This window comes from Maribacter sp. Hel_I_7 (genome assembly GCF_000688315.1).
GTDB lineage: Bacteria > Bacteroidota > Bacteroidia > Flavobacteriales > Flavobacteriaceae > Maribacter > Maribacter stanieri.
The window spans coordinates 1,425,114-1,441,542 of the sequence record NZ_JHZW01000003.1 but is presented as its reverse complement, the minus strand read 5'-3'; the positions used below and the strand labels follow the sequence as shown (position 1 = coordinate 1,441,542).

Sequence of the window (16,429 nt, the reverse complement as noted above, 5' to 3'; positions counted from 1 at the left end):
TACAATGTAACCTTGGTTACACATATCAATTTTTAACAATTTTTTACAAATACAAACAAGCTTAACCTTGTAATTTAGCTTTTGTACATAATAATTAGTACTGTCAAGATTAAGTTAGTTATGTGACTAATGTCACATTTTAAATCAATAAGGGCGCTTAATTTTGCAGCATGAAGTTGTCAAGCTTTTCTATATCAATACTGTTTACATTCATTTCATTGGCAAGTTGTTTTAAGACTGCTAGTGTAATGAGCTATTATGCTTTGTTTACAACTGATTTTGTGGAGCGCTTTTGTGAGAATAAAGAACGACCAGAATTAAAATGTGATGGTAAATGTGCCCTATCTCAAATATTATCTCAGAAAGCCGATGATGAAAAGACACCAATTAATTTAGACTTACTTAAAAACGAAACAGTATTGTTTATTGGAGCGTTGACTGCATATGAGTTTGTACAACAACCTAGAAAAGTGGTGCATAATGTACTGTATCGTGTTCTTTACGATTTTCATTTCTTTGAACGTATCAAACATCCTCCCAAAATTTAAAAATTTTCATTTCAATTTAATGTATCTAACTCCTTATTAAGAGGAAGTTCGATAGTATTTCTATTAATTAAAATTTTTAAAATGAACCTAAAATATCTTTGGGTACTATCGGTATTATTATCGACACCCTTATTATACGCACAAAATTTATCAGGAAAAATCATCTCTAAAATTGACCAACAACCACTTGATGGTGCTCACATTTTGACTAATAACGGATTAGCAACATATACTAATTTTGATGGTGATTTTGTTTTAAAAAATGTTGAAGAAAATGTGATATTGACCATATCTTATGTTGGGTATAAAACCATACAACAACAAGTACTTGACATTAATACCCCAATTGTAATCACTTTACAAGAAGCGCCCATTGCCATAAATGGAGTTTTAGTGACAGGAAATATGAAAATTGACCCAGTACTTACCTTAGAGACCAATGATTATGTCAAAAAAATAGTTCAGCCCAGAAACGTGGCTGATTTATTCAATGATGTTAATGGTTTTTCATTGATTAAAAGAGGGAATTATGCAATTGATCCTAGTTTTAGAGCAACGCAATATGAGCAGTTAAATGTGCAGTTTGATGGTGGTACTAAAGCCATGAATGCATGCCCCAATCGTATGGATCCCATTACTACCCATGTGATACCAGAAGAAATAGAAAAAATTGAAATTATAAAAGGACCATACTCTGTTAGATATGGTGCAACTTTTGGTGGTATCGTTAATATGGTAACCCAAAAACCAACTGTAGAAGATTATGGTATTCACGGTAGTGTAAGTGGTGGTTATGAAAGCAACGGTAATTCTATGGTATCTATGGCAAGGTTGCAACAGGCAACTGAGAAATATGACGTAGCAGGTAATATTGGTTTTCGTGATTTTGGTAATTATGAAGATGGTGACGGTACAGAAATTCCGTCTTCTTTTAGAAGCTTGGATTATGGCATAAAAGCGGGTGTTAATTTTACTGAAAATCAAAGACTACAAGCACATTGGCGACAGTCATTCGGGCGCGATGTTTTACATGCTGGTCTTCCTATGGATACCGAAGAGGATAATAGTAGTATTCTCTCTTTAGATTATAAATTAGGCAGTATGCCAGGTCTTGTAGAAAGAATAGATTCTAAAATCTATTATAGTTATGTTGATCATGTAATGACCAATTACAAAAGGCCAACTTTTATGATGACATCTGCAATTTCTGCAATTGATGCTACAACGGCAGGTGGTAAAGTAGAGTTAAAATTAAAACCAACAGACAATCTTGCCCTATTTACAGGTGTTGATGTTTTGCATATTGCTCGAGATGGCAATAGAACACGTCTAGTAAAAAGCAATACTATGGGAGTTTTAGAAACACCCTTGACATTTGAAGATAAGATATGGCAAGATTCCTATATAAATGATATTGGTTTATTTGCAGAAGGTAAATACCCCATAACAGAAAAAACCATGTTAACTGCAGGTGTACGTTATGATAATGTTACTTCTGAATCTAAAGATCCAGAAGCTGATTTTGCTGCTTTATATACTAATCTTGATAAAAGAACCGAACATAATTTTAGTGGTACAGCTTCAATTAAATATGTGTATTCTCCTCAATTTATTATGGAAGTGGCGTATGGTCGTGGTGTTAGATCAGCAAATATGATAGAACGTTTTATTAATCATTTCAGCGTGGGTCAAGACTCGTATGAATATGTTGGTAATCCTAATTTAGAGGCAGAAGTAAATAATCAGTTTGAGGTAGGTTTTAAAGGAAAAATGCCTATTTCAGAAAACACTTTAGATATGTTTAGGTATAGCACTTCATTCTATTACTCCCTTTACGAAAATTATATAGTAGCTATCATAGATGAAACACAAACAAGAAAATTCATGCCAATGAATGAACCCTCTAATGCAAAAGTTTTTAGAAATTTAGATGATGCGTACAAGACAGGTTTTGAAATTATGGCAGGTGTAGACTTTTGTAATCATTTCAATTTCACCACTGAACTTGCTTATGTATATGCTAAGAATAATGACTTAAATGAGTCATTACCCTTGGTACCACCTTTAGTTACAAGATTTAAATTGGGCTTTGAAAAAGAAAAGTTTTGGGTGAATGCAGAATATAGGCTGACTGCCGAGCAAGATAATATTGCGTATTCTTTTGGTGAGCAGGTTACACCAGGGTATGAAATAATGGATTTACGTTTAGGTGTAATACCAATGAAGAACCTAACCTTAGGTGTTGCTGCATTAAATGTTTTTGATAAAACGTATAGTAATCACCTCAATTTTGCATTTAATAATCAGGCTGAATTTGGAACAGAACCCATCAATGATCCAGGAAGAAATCTTTCGGTTTTTGTTCAATATGAGTTTTAATAGATGTTATTAAAAAAAGGGGACCATACTCGGTCCCCTTTTTTAATTTAATGAATTACTATTTTAGTTTTATGGCATTAAAATATAACCATCAAGTTGATAATTGGCAAGCACCATCATAGCAGATAAGCCTAATTCTGTATTCGGGTTTAAATCTTCTGCCGCAATACCTCTAGATGCCGTAGCTTGGGCGCATACTATAAGTTTTACACCGTAATCTTTTAAAAGTTGAATTACTTCTGAATTAGGATTTTCTTTATCATATTTGGCTTTATATTTTTCATCGTTTAAAGCGGTAAATGTAGCTCCGCCGTGCACAGCTGCCACAATATTTACTTTATCTGCAGAAATGCCATTAACACCTAGCATATTTATCATACGTGCAATTTTAAAATATCCAATATTAGAACCTTCCATTTCACGTTCGTCTTTTAGGTCAAAAACGATATTGTATTCCTTATCCGGATCTGGTAATGTAGTCACATCTTTAAAATCCTTTATTTTTCCGTAACCATCAATTACTGGTGTAATCCATTCCTGTGCAGATGAGAGTTGTGTAGCCATAATTGCTATTAAAATTAAAAGTACTTTTTTCATGAGTTTGTAGAATTTTAAATTAGTGTAGTTTGGTTTAAAGTATTCGATGATTGCTACTAATGTCCGTTATTTTTTAAAGTAATAAAAGTAAGTAGGGTTATTTAACGCAACTGTAACTCATGTTACAGTAATTATTAAATAGAAGTTCTAGATTCGTTGACTAAATTAGTGTTGTAAATATTTTATAAGCTTATTATATAGGTATGGAAGAATTAAGAACATTGGCCAGAAAGCTATATCATTTATTTATAGTGGGGTTTATATTGGTCCTGACCATATTTGTAGTGCTACTTACGTATGAGCCGAAATCTGAAATTTACTCGCCAATAATAGCAGACGAAATAACATCTACAGCTATATGGAAACCCAAAGATGCTATTGCTGAAATTCCTAATATGTCCGAAACCGTCAAGAAAGGATATTACTTGATAGCGGAAACTTCAAAATATATGGGACCGAATGCAGCGCGTGCCGAAGATCGATATAGCGGTAATAATTTGGCGTGTACTAATTGTCATTTACAAAAAGGAGCACAGGCAGGCTCTGGCTCTTGGGTTGGAATTATAGAACGATTTCCACAGTTTGGTGGCAGAGGTAATAGAGAAGGTACTATTGAAGACCGAATAAATGGGTGTATGGAGCGTAGTATGAACGGCAAAATGCTTCCGGAAGGTTCTGGTCAAATGAAAGCGATTGTGGCCTATATGAATTGGTTGAGCGAAGATGTACCAGAAAATAGAAAGGCAGAGTTTAAAGGATATCCAAAAATAAAGATACCTGCTGTTGCGGTAGATTTAGAAAAGGGAAGTCAGGTGTATCAAAAAGAGTGTATCATCTGTCATGGTGAAAAAGGAGCGGGAGTTCTTAATGCGGTCGATGGTAAAAGCTACACCTATCCACCACTTTGGGGTCCAGATAGTTTTAATGATGGTGCAGGTATGAATAGGGTGATTACATCTGCGGAATTTATTAAAAGCAACATGCCTTATTTGCAGGCAACATGGGATAATCCCAAATTAACAGATGAAGAAGCTTATCATGTGGCGGGTTATATTAATAGTTTTTCAAGACCTCATAAGGCAAATAAGGAAGATGACTACCCTAATAAAAAATTGAAACCGGTATCTACTCCTTATGGTCCTTGGGCAGATGATTTTTCTCCAGAACAACACAAATACGGACCTTTTCCACCAATAATGGAGTATTACAAGAACGAATACGGTATTACCAAAACGAAATAGGCTTTATGCGAATACTATTAGTACTACTTATTTGGCTACCTATTTTTTCTATGGCACAAGATACTGTTGCGGTAAAGAAAAAAGGAATTTTATCTGGGCAATGGCGAACGTATTATATGATGACGTCAAATAAAGGTGAATTAAAAGACTTTAATGCTTTAGCGACAGGAGGTAAATTAAAGTACCAGTATACTCTACTAGAAAACTTAGAAATAGGTGCAGCATTATATAATGCTACCAATTTAGGATTACAAGATTTATCAAATCCTGATGCTACAACAGGCAGATTAAGTAGATATGAAGAAGGATTATTTGATAGGCTTAACCTTAGTAATGATGCGGTCTTTTTATTAGGGGAATTGTATGCAAAATATAAATTGAACCATCAAGCTTTTACTTTAGGTCGCATTAAGGTAAATACACCACTTATAAACCCTGAAGATGGTAGAATGATACCCACTTTGGTACAAGGATTTTGGTATAACTATAAAGCAAGTAAAAGTACTATTCAATTTGGATTATTAAATGAAATAGCACCTAGGTCCACAGGTCAATTTTATGGTATTGGTGAAAGTATAGGCACATACCCAGTAGGTAGAAACAATCTTGGTAGTGCATCTCAATATGCAGACAACACGTTATCTGATTATATCTTAATGGCAAATGTCGATTTTGAAGTAACTGACGATTTTAATGTGAGAATATGGAACCAATATGTAGACAATATATTCAATTCGTTCTATATAAAACCTGGTTATAAAATTTCTGAATCGTTGATGTTGGAAGGGGAGTGGTTGCATCAAAATAAGGCGGGCGATGGTGGTAGCGGTATAGATTCCCTTCGCTATTTTAATCAGAAATCATCGGATGTTTTAGGAATGAAAATCGCGTATAAAAGTAAAGCAGGACTAGTTTCTTTGAGTTATAATAGAATTTTACCGCACGGTCAATTTATCTCACCAAGAGAATGGGGTAGAGAAGATCTTTTCAGTTTTCAAAAGCGAGAACGCAGCGAAGGTTCTGCGGATAATCATACACTGGTTCTAAACTATAAACAAGAGTTTAAAATTCTTAAAGAGGATCTAAACCTAATTTCAATATTGAGTATTGGAAAGCATTGGAAACCAGATGTAACCAATGCTATTTTAAATAAATATGCAATGCCAGATTATACCCATATCAACCTGGATATTTTCTTTAAAATAAAGAAAATTAAAAACCTACGACCAGAATTATTGATTACCTCTAAAATGGGAAATGGGGATATTCAGGACAACCCAAATTTCTATTTCAATAAGGTTGATTTGTTTCATTTGGATTTCATTATTAACTATAATTTTTAGTCGCAAAATCTAACCAACTTCATTAAAATAAATTATAGAATCATTTTAAAGATAATTACTTTTTCAATTTACATGTATTCACACCAAACAAGGTATACAGAGGGCAAAAGCTAACAAATGTTGTCAATATTAAGATTGCGGCAACAGCCAACATAATATAACCTAAAACACCAGTTACTGTATCCGTATAAAATGTAGTTAAAAGTGCTACGGCAATAAATATTCTAATAAAACGATCTGTACTTCCCATGTTTTTTTTCATGATACTAATTTTTAAATTATGATTTGTTTGCAAATTGTAATGATTTGCGTTTATAAAAGACTTATCAATTAAGCAGCTTGTATACTGCTCATTATAAATGCAATGTATACGTAATCAATTACATAGAATATGATAATAGTCATGTGTAAAGTTCAATGTTAATGGGAAGAATTAATGTAACTTAAGTTACTAAGTTGCGATTTTAAAAAAAGTATTTTTGTAAAAATGGTTAATTGAATGGAAGCATACATAGAAGCATTCTTAAATGCAGTTTCAGGAACATTTACATGGACTTGGAAATCAATAATTTTCAATGTTCCTTGGTATTTAAATTATTTTTGGGGTTTAATTCTTATCTCGTTGGTAGTATGGTTTTTAGAGATAGTTTTTCCTTGGAGAAAAGAGCAAGGTGTTTTTAGAAAAGACTTTTGGTTAGATGCTTTTTATATGTTTTTCAATTTCTTTTTGTTCGCTATAGCAATTAGCGGCATCTATAAGCTGCTGCAAGTACTTTTTGAGGATATAGGTGTAGCATCTAACAGTCTGGCGCTTATAGATATTTCCAATTGGCCAATGTGGGGCCAGCTATTATTGTTTTTTGTTGTATTGGATTTTGTACAATGGTTTACGCATACTTTGCTTCATAAATATGCTTTTCTATGGAATTTTCATAAAGTACACCATAGCGTGAAAGAAATGGGTTTTGCTGCACATTTACGTTATCATTGGATGGAGAATATCCTGTATAAACCTTTAAAAACTTTTGGTGTAATGATTTTGGGTGGTTTTGAACCAGAACAGGCGTATATAGTCCATTTTGCTGCTATAGCTATTGGTCATTTTAATCATTCTAACATAAAAATTACTTGGGGACCTTTAAAATATCTGTTCAATAATCCTGTAATGCATTTATACCATCATGCCTATGATTTACCAGAGGGAACGTATGGCGTCAATTTTGGTATTAGTTTAAGTATATGGGATTATATCTTTAAGACGGACTATATACCAGAAGATAGCGGTAATATAAGGTTAGGATATCCTGGAGATGAGAATTTGCCAAAAGACTTTTTAGGGCAAGCGGTACATGGTTTTAAGCCAAAGAAGAAGTAAACAATTTAACCTCTTCTTTGGTTATTTTATGCTTATTAAGATAGTTTGCCTGAAGCACAACTTACAATAGATTTGGCTTTAGATAATACTGAGTTATCTTGGTCAATACTGGGGTATCCAATTGACTTTAATTTATCTTTTGCTGCTGTTATTCCTTGCTGGTTTAAAGCGTCGAATTGAACAGATGACGATTCTACAGACACAGATACATTTTTTATTGCTGGTATCTCTTCCAATTTAGCAATTATAGTTTTGGCACAACCGCCACATTTAAGGTTTTGAATAGGAATTACTGATGTCATATGACGTTAATTTAATTTAGATTAAAATGGATTAGTTCCAAGCACTATAACCTCCTTTTAGATCATATACTTGTGAAAAGCCTAATTTTAATAGCTTACGGGCGGCTTTTTGGCTTCTTGCCCCTGATCTACAATAGACATAAACGGGTTTATCTTTATCAAGTTTTTCAAAATATTTATTAAAATTACCAGCGTTAAAAACATCAACGTTTATTGCTTTTTTAATATGTCCGCTATTAAATTCAGAAGCTGTTCTTACATCAAAAGGCTTTATATCGTTAGTGATAATTTGTGTTGCATATTCGGTCTTAATCAGGATAGTGATATTACCTGTGGTTTCTTTTTTTTTACCGAAGAGTGTACTTAAAAATGACATAGTATTTTGTTTATAATTAATATTCAATATTAAAAGGAAACGGTCTTTAGTATATGACCGCTTCCTTAATAAACCAACCAATAAAAAAATCTTTGAGTTTGTAAATGTCTATTTGAATTACAAGGTTGTAGGGCAAACAAATTCAGAGACTGGAATACCAGCTTCTTGTATAGCTTTGAACCCTCCTTTTACATCTATTAGATTATGAATACCTCTACTTTTTAAAATAGATGCCGCAATCATACTTCTGTAACCACCGGCACAGTGTACATAAAACTGTTTCTTTTCTGGAAATTCTGCTAAATGATCATTTAGAAAATCTAACGGAGTATTTTTTGCATCTAAGATATGTTCAGATAGAAATTCAGATTCTTTACGCACATCAAATACAGGTGCTTTTTCAGTTTCAAGAACTTTTTTAAGCTTGTTGGCATCAACTTGGCTAACGGTATCATATTCCATTGCTGCCTTTTTCCAAGCATCAAAACCTCCTTCTAAATACCCTAAAGTACCATCAAAACCAACTCTAGAAAGTCTAGTTACTGCCTCTTCTTCCATACCAACAGGGGTAACCAATAAAATAGGCTGTTTAACATCGGCGATTAAGGCACCTACCCAAGGAGCAAAGCTACCGTCAAGACCTATGAAAATAGAACGCGGTATATGACCTGCCGCAAAATCATCTTGGTTTCGCACATCTAATACAATGGCATCTGTTTCATTTGCAGCAGCTTCAAAAGCCTTTGGGGAAAGAGCTCTTGTACCACGTTCCAAGACTTCTTTTATATCTTCATAACCTTCTTTGTTCAATTTTACGTTTAAAGGAAAATATTGAGGTGGTGGTAGTAAACCATCGATCACTTCATCAATAAACTCTTCTTTCGTCATATCTGAACGTAAAGCGTAATTCATTTTCTTTTGGTTGCCCAAGGTATCTACTGTTTCTTTCATCATATTCTTACCACATGCAGAACCGGCACCATGAGCGGGATAGACGATGACGTCATCTGCTAAAGGCATAATTTTTTCACGTAGACTGTCAAATAAGAATCCGGCTAGGTCACGCTCTGTTAATTCGCCCATTTTCTGAGCAAGATCAGGTCTGCCCACATCACCTAAAAATAAAGTGTCTCCGCTAAATATAGCATAGTCTTTACCATTGGCATCTCTTAGTAAATATGTGGTACTTTCCATTGTATGACCAGGAGTATGTAATGCAGTAATAGTAATATCACCTAATTTAAACTCTTGATTATCTTTTGCGATTATAGCCTCGAAAGACGGATTTGCTTTTGGTCCGTATATAATATCAGCACCGGTTTCTTTGGCCAAGGTTACATGACCACTAACAAAATCGGCATGAAAATGAGTTTCAAAAATATATTTGATTTTAGCATTATCTGCCGCAGCTTTCTTTATGTAAGGCTGTACTTCTCGTAGAGGATCAATAATGGCGACTTCTCCATTGCTTTCAATGTAATAAGCACCTTGCGCAAGACAACCCGTATATATTTGTTCTACTTTCATAAGTTCATATTTATTATTGAGACAAAATTACATTTGTAAAAAGGACTACACAGTAACTTAGGTTACATAGCTATTAAAGTAAAACAGCCCTGAATAATCAGCGCTGTCTTAAGTTTTAAAAATTACAATAGTGTTGATGGGCAAACGTATGCTGTTTTAGGTAGTGTTGTTTTTGAAATAGCTTCAAATCCACCTCTAACATCTGTGAAATCTTGCCATCCTCTTTGCTTTAAAATCGAAGCTGCTATCATACTTCTATAACCACCGGCACAATGTAAAACGAAAGGCTTGTTTTTAGGGAATTGAGATAGATGCTGATTGAATTCATTTAAAGGAACATTGATGGCGCCTACCACATGTTCAGAATCAAACTCGCTCTTTTTTCTAACATCAATGATTAAAGGTTTTTTAGTAGCGTATAATGCTTCCAATTCCTTACCCTCAATTCTATCACTTGTTTCGTAATCCTTTTTAGCTTCTTTCCAAGAATCAAAACCACCTTTTAAAAAGCCTACCGTATTATCATAACCAACACGTGCCAATCTTGTAATAGCTTCCTCTTCTTTATCTTTATAAGTAACTAGTAGTATCTCTTGTTTTATATCTGGTATCATTTCACCTACCCATTGGGCAAAACTACCTTCTAGTCCAATATTGATGCTATTAGGAATAAACCCTTTTGCAAAATCTTCAGCATTTCTAGTGTCTAATACTAGTGCCCCGGTTTCATTGGCAACAGCCTCAAAAGCCTCTGGAGTGTATGGGGTAGTGGCACGATCCATTATCTTGTCTAAACTTTCATACCCTTGAATGTTCATTAAAACATTTTTAGGAAAATATCCTGGAGGAGCTGTGAGTCCGGTTAAGAGTTCTTTTATAAATTCCTCTTTGCTCATGTCTGGTCTTAAAGCATAATTTACTTTCTTTTGATGCCCTAAGGTATCTGTGGTTTCTTTACTCATCATTTTACCACAAGCAGAACCGGCACCGTGGTTAGGGTACACAATTAAATCATCGCTCAGTGGCATAATTCTATTACGAAGAGAATCGTATAAATAACCAGCTAGTTTTTCTTCGGTTAAATCTGCCACCACATGTTGTGCTAAATCTGGTCTACCAACATCACCAATAAATAACGTATCGCCGGTAATAATGCCGTGCTCTTTTCCATTCTCATCAATTAAGAGGTAGGTAGTACTTTCCATGGTATGACCAGGAGTGTGAATGACTTTTACCTTATAATCGCCAACTTCAAAAATTTGATTGTCTTTTGCTATTGTTGCCTCATAAGCTGGTTTTGCACCAGGACCAAATACAATTTCGGCATTAGCTTTTTTCTTTAATTCTAAATGACCACTAACAAAGTCGGCATGAAAATGAGTTTCAAAAACATATTTGATTTTAGCATTATCTTTCTTTGCTCGATCAATGTAGGGTTGTACTTCACGTAACGGATCAAATACGGCGGCAACGCCGTTACTTTCTATATAATATGCGGCGTGTGCCAAACATCCGGTATAAATTTGTTCTACTTTCATGTTTATGGTTTTTTAATTAATGAAATAAAAATACCATTTGTAAAAGAGCTGTACAGTGACATTAGTCACATAAGGAAAATTTTATTTGAAGAATTCCATGTAGAAAATAAAGCCTGCCATTACAAGAATAAAATAACCGAAACCCTTCTTTAATTTTTTGCCATCAATGAAGTTACTAAGATAACTTCCTATGAAAATGCCGATGAAGGAAAGCGAAGTGAAAACCGATAGAAACTTCCAATCTATTTCCATGGTCATTGCATCACCTAAAAAGAAACCCATTAAAGATTTAATAGCAATAATGACCAAAGACGTACCTACTGCAATTTTCATTTCAACATTTGCTAAAATGACCAAAGCTGGAATAATTAAGAATCCGCCACCTGCACCAATTAAGCCGGTAATGCTACCAACTAAAAGACCTTCTAATAAAATTAATGGATAATTATAAGTTACTTGCCCCGTTTTAAGAACCGTCTTTTCTTTTTTAAGCATTGAATATGCTGCAGGAATCATTAGAATGGCAAATAGTCCAAACATTGCCATTCTACGTGTAAATTGAAAGTGTTCAATTTGAAATAAAACATCTGGCATAGCTGGCACTACATAATGTCTAACAAGCGTAACACCTATAATTGCTGGTATACCAAATACAACGGCGGTACGCCAATCTACATACCCTTTAAGATGTTGTTGCCAACCCCCGACAAGAGCACTTGCACCCACAATAAAAAGAGAATAGGCGGTTGCAGCTTTTTCGTTAATTGAAAAAAGATATGCCAATACGGGTACTGCTAAAATAGAGCCACCTCCGCCAATGAGACCTAATGATATACCAATTATTAAGGCGCTGATATAACCAATAATTTGCAAAATTTCCATGTGATGTATTTGATATCACAAAAGTAGAACGGTGCAAAAACCTGTGCAGTAACAATGGTTACAGAAGGATTATAAATCTAAAATTTCTAGGTAATTTCGATGGAGTTTAATTTTACCCATTTCCTCTAATTTCTTTAAAAGTCTAGATATGACAACCCTAGAACTATGAAGATCATATGCAATATCTTGATGGGTACTATGAATAATATCATCTTTAGTAACCCTTGCCTTTTCTTTTAAGTAGCCAATTAAACGCTCATCCATTTTTTGGAAGGCAATACTGTCTAGTGTACTTAAAAGTTCGTTTAGTCTTACGTGGTAACTGTTAAAAACGAAGTTTCGCCAAGATTTATATTTAGCTGTCCATTCTTCCATTTTCTGAATAGGAACCATAATCAGTTTTGCATCGGTCTCTGCAACAGCTCTTATTTCACTTTTGGCATCGCCCATACAACAAGCCATGGTCATAGAACAGGTATCTCCTTTTTCTAGGTAGTATAGCAACAATTCATCACCATCTTCATCTTCCCGTAAAATTTTAATAACTCCAGAAATCAATAAAGGCATACCTCTTAAGTAGTCACCTATTTCTATTAATTTATAACCTTCGGGCACTTCTTTAAAAGTACCTACTTGTACAATTTCATTAATAAGTTCTGGCTCAAAGATATTTCCGTATTCTTCCGTTAAATTCTGAATCATGCTATGGTTAATTAATTTTTTGAGCTATTTCTTTATCATATTTAAAAAACATATTTGCCCAAATTGATTTTGACACTGCTGCTATCCAGGGCATAGTCAAGATCAGTACGACAACTATAGTAATGAACAAGGTAGGCAATGAAAGATTTAAACCAAATAATAATATTAATACATAAGTAGCTACCGCTACGGCAATACCTACTGCATAAGATACATACATAGAACCCGTATAAAAACTAGGTTCAATACTATATTTTAAATCGCATTTCGGGCAACGTTCTTTTACCTTATTAAAATTACTTAATTTATAAGGATTAGCCTCAAAGAATTTTCCTTTATGGCATCTAGGGCAACTTAAAAATATGATACTGTACAACTTGGAACCTTTTGGTAACATGCATTAAAATTTAGCAACAAAATTATTGGATTTGGATTATCTGATCGGTAACATTGGTTACATAACAAAGCATTCTATAACTATTAAAAGAGGGGTAAGTTATTTTTTTACATTGTACTGTGAACTGATAAAAATCATATTATAAACTATTTATGACATGTAAGTTTGTCATTAAATAAGACTTTTATGTGTTCGCTTGTTCAAAAATATAATGTTCCAGGACCTAGATATACTAGTTACCCTACTGTTCCTTTTTGGGATATTTCTACATTCTCAGGTAAGAAGTGGGAAGAAACAGTTAAGAAAAGCTTTCACCTTAGTAATTCATCTACAGGTATAAGTCTATATATACATTTACCGTTTTGTGAAAGTATGTGTACGTTTTGCGGTTGTCATAAGCGTATTACAAAAAGGCACGATCTGGAACTGCCTTACATAAAATCAGTTTTAAAAGAGTGGGGGTTATATAGAAATTTGTTTGATGAAAAACCGATTATTAAAGAACTACACTTAGGTGGTGGTACACCAACATTTTTTACTCCAGAGAATTTAAAATTTCTTATTGAAGGAATTTTAAGAATAGCCACAAAAGCCGAAGATGCTGAATTTAGTTTTGAAGGTCATCCTAACAATACTACAAAAGAACATTTACAGGCATTGTATGACGTTGGGTTTAGAAGAGTAAGCTTTGGTGTTCAAGATTATAATGAAACAGTTCAAAAGGCAATTAATAGAATTCAACCTTTTGAAAATGTAAAAAATGTAACCGAATGGTCTAGGGAAATAGGTTATGATTCTATAAGCCATGATATTATATTTGGTCTGCCCCATCAAAAATTAGAGCATGTTATAAATACCATAGAAAAAACAAAAGAACTAAAGCCAGATAGAATTGCTTTTTATAGCTATGCACATGTGCCGTGGTTGGCTGGAAACGGTCAAAGAGGGTATAATGATGCAGATTTACCTGCAGGTGAAGAAAAGAGAACTCAGTATGAAGTTGGTAAAGAATTGCTGTTAGAGTATGGTTATCATGAAATTGGTATGGACCATTTTGCTTTAGAATCTGATAGTTTGTTTAAAGCTATGGAAAATGGAACCCTACATAGAAATTTTATGGGATATACTAGTTCTAATACCCATTTGATGGTTGGGTTAGGAGCATCTAGTATAAGTGATAGTTGGTATGGTTTTGCACAGAATGTAAAAAATGTAGAAGAGTATCAAAATTTAGTTGCAAACGATATTATTCCACTTTATCGAGGTCATATTTTAACAGAAGAAGATCAAATTATAAGAAGACATATCTTAAATTTAATGTGCCAGTTTCAAACATCATGGAGTGTATTTAAATTGCATTTACCGCAATTGGATAGTATACTAGATAGGCTGAAAGAATTGGAAAGAGATGGTATTGTGGTAATTACCGAGGGTAATTTAAGAATTACAGAAAAAGGCAGACCTTTTGTACGTAACGTTTGTATGGCATTCGATTTACCATTACAGGATAAATCGCCAAATACGAAGTTGTTTTCAATGACCGTTTAATATTAAAAAAGATAAAGTCCCTATTTTACTAATTGCTAAATAAATTAATCATGAAAAAAATTATTGTACTTACAGATTTTTCAGAACAATCGGAATATGCTTTAAAAGCAGCTGTTGATTTAGCCAAGAAACACGATGTAGAACTTTTTGTTGTTCACATGTTAGAGCTTAACCAGGCCATACTTCCGTCAACAGATGGTATTTATATAGAGCAAACAGTTTTCATGGTAAAATTGGCAGAAAAGAACTTAAATGAATTCTTAAAGAAACCATATTTAGAAGGTGTTAAGGTGACACCGGTAATAAAACATTACAAAGTTTATAGCGAGTTAGATGCAATGGCAAAAGAGCACGATGCAGACTTAATTGTCATGGGCTCTAATGGTGCTAGCGGATTTGAAGAATTGGTTATAGGATCTAATGCAGAAAAAGTGGTTAGAAATGCAACCGTACCTGTTTTGGTGATAAAAGGTAAGGTTGAAAATTTAAACATTGAACGTTTTGTTTTTGCTTGTGATTTTAACGATGATAATTTACCTGCTTTTCAAAAAGCAAGTGAGTTTGCAAAATTACTAAAAGCATCTATGGAGGTTGTTTATATAAACACACCTAATGATGATTTTTTAAGCAACAGAGATGCATATCAAAAAATAAACAAGTTTTTGTCCAAAGCAAATTCAGCGCAACAAGTAGAAATTTATAATGACTATAGTGTAGAGCAAGGCATTATTAATTATGGCAATACCATACTTGCAGATGCTATTGCCATACCTACGCATGGCCGTAAAGGAATTTCACACTTCTTCAATGGCAGTGTTGGTGAAGATGTGGTGAACCATGCTAGAATACCAGTGATTACATTTAAAATATAGATACTAACCTATACTATAGATAAGAATAAACCCAAGGTGAAAGCCTTGGGTTTATTTGTTAAATATATTCATCAATTAACTATGTGAATTTTGAAAATTACGTAATTCTATTTACCCAGTTATAGGTAGCTTTTTAGATAACAAATACCAATAATTCAATTAAGATCATATTAAAGGACAAATATGTCTTTATATATGACCTTAATCATGTTTTTTCCTTTTTATCACACATACATTTGTTCAGTTAATAAACCAATAAAAATATTAAAAATGAAAATAGCTTTAAGAAGTATCGTGGTCGTGTTTTCACTCATGCTAGTAGCATGCGGCGGTAAAGAAGAAAAGAAAAAAGAAGGATTTAGTGTAGATCGTGCCAAAACTACAGAAAAAGCAACAGAGGCTCTTACTGAAACTAGTACAGAAAAACCTTCTGAGCGTGTAGATCTAGAAAATAAAGGAGTAGGTCCTATTACGTCTGTGACTTTATCTCCAGATATTGATACGGCATTGGCAAAGAAAGGTGAAGAAACTTACAGTCAAATGTGTATGGCTTGCCATAGAATAGATAAAAAATTCATTGGTCCGGCTCCAACAGGTGTTTTGAAAAGACGTAGTCCAGAATGGGTTATGAACATGATCCTTAACCCAGAAGTTATGGTTAAAGAAGATCCTTTGGCAAAAGAGCTTATGGCAGAATTTAATGGAGCACCAATGGCTAACCAAGGGTTGACCGAAGATCAAGCACGTAGCATACTTGAATATTTTAGAACATTAGAGTAGTAAATAAATAAGATAACCACAA

General features: G+C 33.7%; 17 protein-coding genes. 8 read left to right on the top strand and 9 right to left on the bottom strand.

Translation table 11 applies throughout. From position 1 onward, the window contains the following. Positions 1 to 170 precede the first annotated feature (170 nt). Positions 171 to 548 carry a hypothetical protein gene (locus P178_RS22770; RefSeq protein WP_051638350.1) on the top strand — a complete coding sequence of 126 codons (378 nt, stop codon included), beginning with the start codon at positions 171 to 173 and terminating at the stop codon, positions 546 to 548. A gap of 81 nt (positions 549 to 629) precedes the next feature. Then, positions 630 to 2,927, top strand: coding sequence for a TonB-dependent receptor (locus tag P178_RS0118070; protein ID WP_027067557.1), 2,298 nt, complete (start codon positions 630 to 632; stop codon positions 2,925 to 2,927). A 69-nt stretch (positions 2,928 to 2,996) separates the two neighbouring features. On the opposite strand, the gene P178_RS0118065 is transcribed toward P178_RS0118070, so the two are convergent. Beyond that, positions 2,997 to 3,524: a DsrE family protein gene (locus P178_RS0118065; RefSeq protein WP_036147121.1), complete on the bottom strand. Its 528-nt coding sequence runs from the start codon at positions 3,522 to 3,524 to the stop codon at positions 2,997 to 2,999. Between the two features lie 203 nt (positions 3,525 to 3,727). On the opposite strand from P178_RS0118065, the gene P178_RS0118060 reads away from it, so the two are divergent. After that, on the top strand, positions 3,728 to 4,765 hold the full coding sequence (locus tag P178_RS0118060) for a c-type cytochrome (RefSeq protein ID WP_027067555.1): 1,038 nt from the start codon (positions 3,728 to 3,730) through the stop codon (positions 4,763 to 4,765). 5 nt (positions 4,766 to 4,770) lie between these two features. Continuing rightward, positions 4,771 to 6,108 carry an OprD family outer membrane porin gene (locus P178_RS0118055; RefSeq protein WP_027067554.1) on the top strand — a complete coding sequence of 446 codons (1,338 nt, stop codon included), beginning with the start codon at positions 4,771 to 4,773 and terminating at the stop codon, positions 6,106 to 6,108. A gap of 55 nt (positions 6,109 to 6,163) precedes the next feature. Here the strand turns inward: P178_RS0118055 and P178_RS0118050 are convergent, their stop codons facing one another. Continuing rightward, positions 6,164 to 6,370, bottom strand: a complete 207-nt coding sequence (locus tag P178_RS0118050; RefSeq protein ID WP_027067553.1) for a DUF2892 domain-containing protein — start codon at positions 6,368 to 6,370, stop codon at positions 6,164 to 6,166. Positions 6,371 to 6,607: 237 nt separating this feature from the next. Between P178_RS0118050 and P178_RS0118045 the strand changes: the two genes are divergently transcribed. Beyond that, complete coding sequence (locus P178_RS0118045; RefSeq protein WP_027067552.1) at positions 6,608 to 7,483, top strand: sterol desaturase family protein; 876 nt, start codon at positions 6,608 to 6,610, stop codon at positions 7,481 to 7,483. A gap of 35 nt (positions 7,484 to 7,518) precedes the next feature. On the opposite strand, the gene P178_RS0118040 is transcribed toward P178_RS0118045, so the two are convergent. The 7 genes from P178_RS0118040 to P178_RS0118010 form a co-directional block, all read right to left on the bottom strand. Next, on the bottom strand, positions 7,519 to 7,785 hold the full coding sequence (locus P178_RS0118040; RefSeq protein WP_027067551.1) for a cation transporter: 267 nt from the start codon (positions 7,783 to 7,785) through the stop codon (positions 7,519 to 7,521). A gap of 31 nt (positions 7,786 to 7,816) precedes the next feature. Beyond that, on the bottom strand, positions 7,817 to 8,161 hold the full coding sequence (locus P178_RS0118035; protein ID WP_027067550.1) for a rhodanese-like domain-containing protein: 345 nt from the start codon (positions 8,159 to 8,161) through the stop codon (positions 7,817 to 7,819). A gap of 117 nt (positions 8,162 to 8,278) precedes the next feature. Further along, a complete protein-coding gene (locus tag P178_RS0118030) occupies positions 8,279 to 9,688 on the bottom strand; it encodes an MBL fold metallo-hydrolase (RefSeq protein ID WP_027067549.1) in 1,410 nt (469 codons plus the stop codon). 122 nt (positions 9,689 to 9,810) lie between these two features. Beyond that, positions 9,811 to 11,226, bottom strand: coding sequence for an MBL fold metallo-hydrolase (locus tag P178_RS0118025; protein ID WP_027067548.1), 1,416 nt, complete (start codon positions 11,224 to 11,226; stop codon positions 9,811 to 9,813). 81 nt (positions 11,227 to 11,307) lie between these two features. Beyond that, the gene (locus P178_RS0118020; RefSeq protein WP_027067547.1) at positions 11,308 to 12,108 is read right to left on the bottom strand and encodes a sulfite exporter TauE/SafE family protein; all 801 of its coding nucleotides are present in this window, start codon (positions 12,106 to 12,108) and stop codon (positions 11,308 to 11,310) included. Between the two features lie 69 nt (positions 12,109 to 12,177). Then, positions 12,178 to 12,810 (bottom strand): Crp/Fnr family transcriptional regulator, encoded by a 633-nt coding sequence (locus tag P178_RS0118015; RefSeq protein WP_027067546.1) that lies wholly within the window; start codon positions 12,808 to 12,810, stop codon positions 12,178 to 12,180. Positions 12,811 to 12,817: 7 nt separating this feature from the next. Further along, positions 12,818 to 13,207 (bottom strand): DUF983 domain-containing protein, encoded by a 390-nt coding sequence (locus P178_RS0118010; protein ID WP_027067545.1) that lies wholly within the window; start codon positions 13,205 to 13,207, stop codon positions 12,818 to 12,820. A 186-nt stretch (positions 13,208 to 13,393) separates the two neighbouring features. Between P178_RS0118010 and hemN the strand changes: the two genes are divergently transcribed. The 3 genes from hemN to P178_RS0117995 all read left to right on the top strand — a co-directional run bounded on the left by hemN (position 13,394) and on the right by P178_RS0117995 (position 16,407). After that, a complete protein-coding gene (gene hemN, locus P178_RS0118005) occupies positions 13,394 to 14,755 on the top strand; it encodes an oxygen-independent coproporphyrinogen III oxidase (protein WP_027067544.1) in 1,362 nt (453 codons plus the stop codon). A 50-nt stretch (positions 14,756 to 14,805) separates the two neighbouring features. Continuing rightward, positions 14,806 to 15,627, top strand: coding sequence for a universal stress protein (locus P178_RS0118000; protein ID WP_027067543.1), 822 nt, complete (start codon positions 14,806 to 14,808; stop codon positions 15,625 to 15,627). Between the two features lie 270 nt (positions 15,628 to 15,897). After that, the gene (locus P178_RS0117995; protein ID WP_027067542.1) at positions 15,898 to 16,407 is read left to right on the top strand and encodes a c-type cytochrome; all 510 of its coding nucleotides are present in this window, start codon (positions 15,898 to 15,900) and stop codon (positions 16,405 to 16,407) included. The last annotated feature ends 22 nt before the right edge of the window (positions 16,408 to 16,429 follow it).

Excerpts from the sequence above, each read along its gene's own strand:
- P178_RS0118035 (WP_027067550.1), bottom strand. The coding sequence starts at position 8,161 with ATGTCATTTTTAAGTACACTCTTCGGTAAAAAAAAAGAAACCACAGGT.
- P178_RS0118010 (WP_027067545.1), bottom strand. The coding sequence starts at position 13,207 with ATGTTACCAAAAGGTTCCAAGTTGTACAGTATCATATTTTTAAGTTGC.
- P178_RS0118045 (WP_027067552.1), top strand. The coding sequence starts at position 6,608 with ATGGAAGCATACATAGAAGCATTCTTAAATGCAGTTTCAGGAACATTT.
- hemN (WP_027067544.1), top strand. The coding sequence starts at position 13,394 with ATGTGTTCGCTTGTTCAAAAATATAATGTTCCAGGACCTAGATATACT.
- P178_RS0118020 (WP_027067547.1), bottom strand. The coding sequence starts at position 12,108 with ATGGAAATTTTGCAAATTATTGGTTATATCAGCGCCTTAATAATTGGT.
- P178_RS0118015 (WP_027067546.1), bottom strand. The coding sequence starts at position 12,810 with ATGATTCAGAATTTAACGGAAGAATACGGAAATATCTTTGAGCCAGAA.
- P178_RS0118065 (WP_036147121.1), bottom strand. The coding sequence starts at position 3,524 with ATGAAAAAAGTACTTTTAATTTTAATAGCAATTATGGCTACACAACTC.
- P178_RS22770 (WP_051638350.1), top strand. The coding sequence starts at position 171 with ATGAAGTTGTCAAGCTTTTCTATATCAATACTGTTTACATTCATTTCA.
- P178_RS0118060 (WP_027067555.1), top strand. The coding sequence starts at position 3,728 with ATGGAAGAATTAAGAACATTGGCCAGAAAGCTATATCATTTATTTATA.
- P178_RS0118055 (WP_027067554.1), top strand. The coding sequence starts at position 4,771 with ATGCGAATACTATTAGTACTACTTATTTGGCTACCTATTTTTTCTATG.
- P178_RS0117995 (WP_027067542.1), top strand. The coding sequence starts at position 15,898 with ATGAAAATAGCTTTAAGAAGTATCGTGGTCGTGTTTTCACTCATGCTA.
- P178_RS0118025 (WP_027067548.1), bottom strand. The coding sequence starts at position 11,226 with ATGAAAGTAGAACAAATTTATACCGGATGTTTGGCACACGCCGCATAT.
- P178_RS0118040 (WP_027067551.1), bottom strand. The coding sequence starts at position 7,785 with ATGACATCAGTAATTCCTATTCAAAACCTTAAATGTGGCGGTTGTGCC.
- P178_RS0118030 (WP_027067549.1), bottom strand. The coding sequence starts at position 9,688 with ATGAAAGTAGAACAAATATATACGGGTTGTCTTGCGCAAGGTGCTTAT.
- P178_RS0118000 (WP_027067543.1), top strand. The coding sequence starts at position 14,806 with ATGAAAAAAATTATTGTACTTACAGATTTTTCAGAACAATCGGAATAT.
- P178_RS0118070 (WP_027067557.1), top strand. The coding sequence starts at position 630 with ATGAACCTAAAATATCTTTGGGTACTATCGGTATTATTATCGACACCC.
- P178_RS0118050 (WP_027067553.1), bottom strand. The coding sequence starts at position 6,370 with ATGAAAAAAAACATGGGAAGTACAGATCGTTTTATTAGAATATTTATT.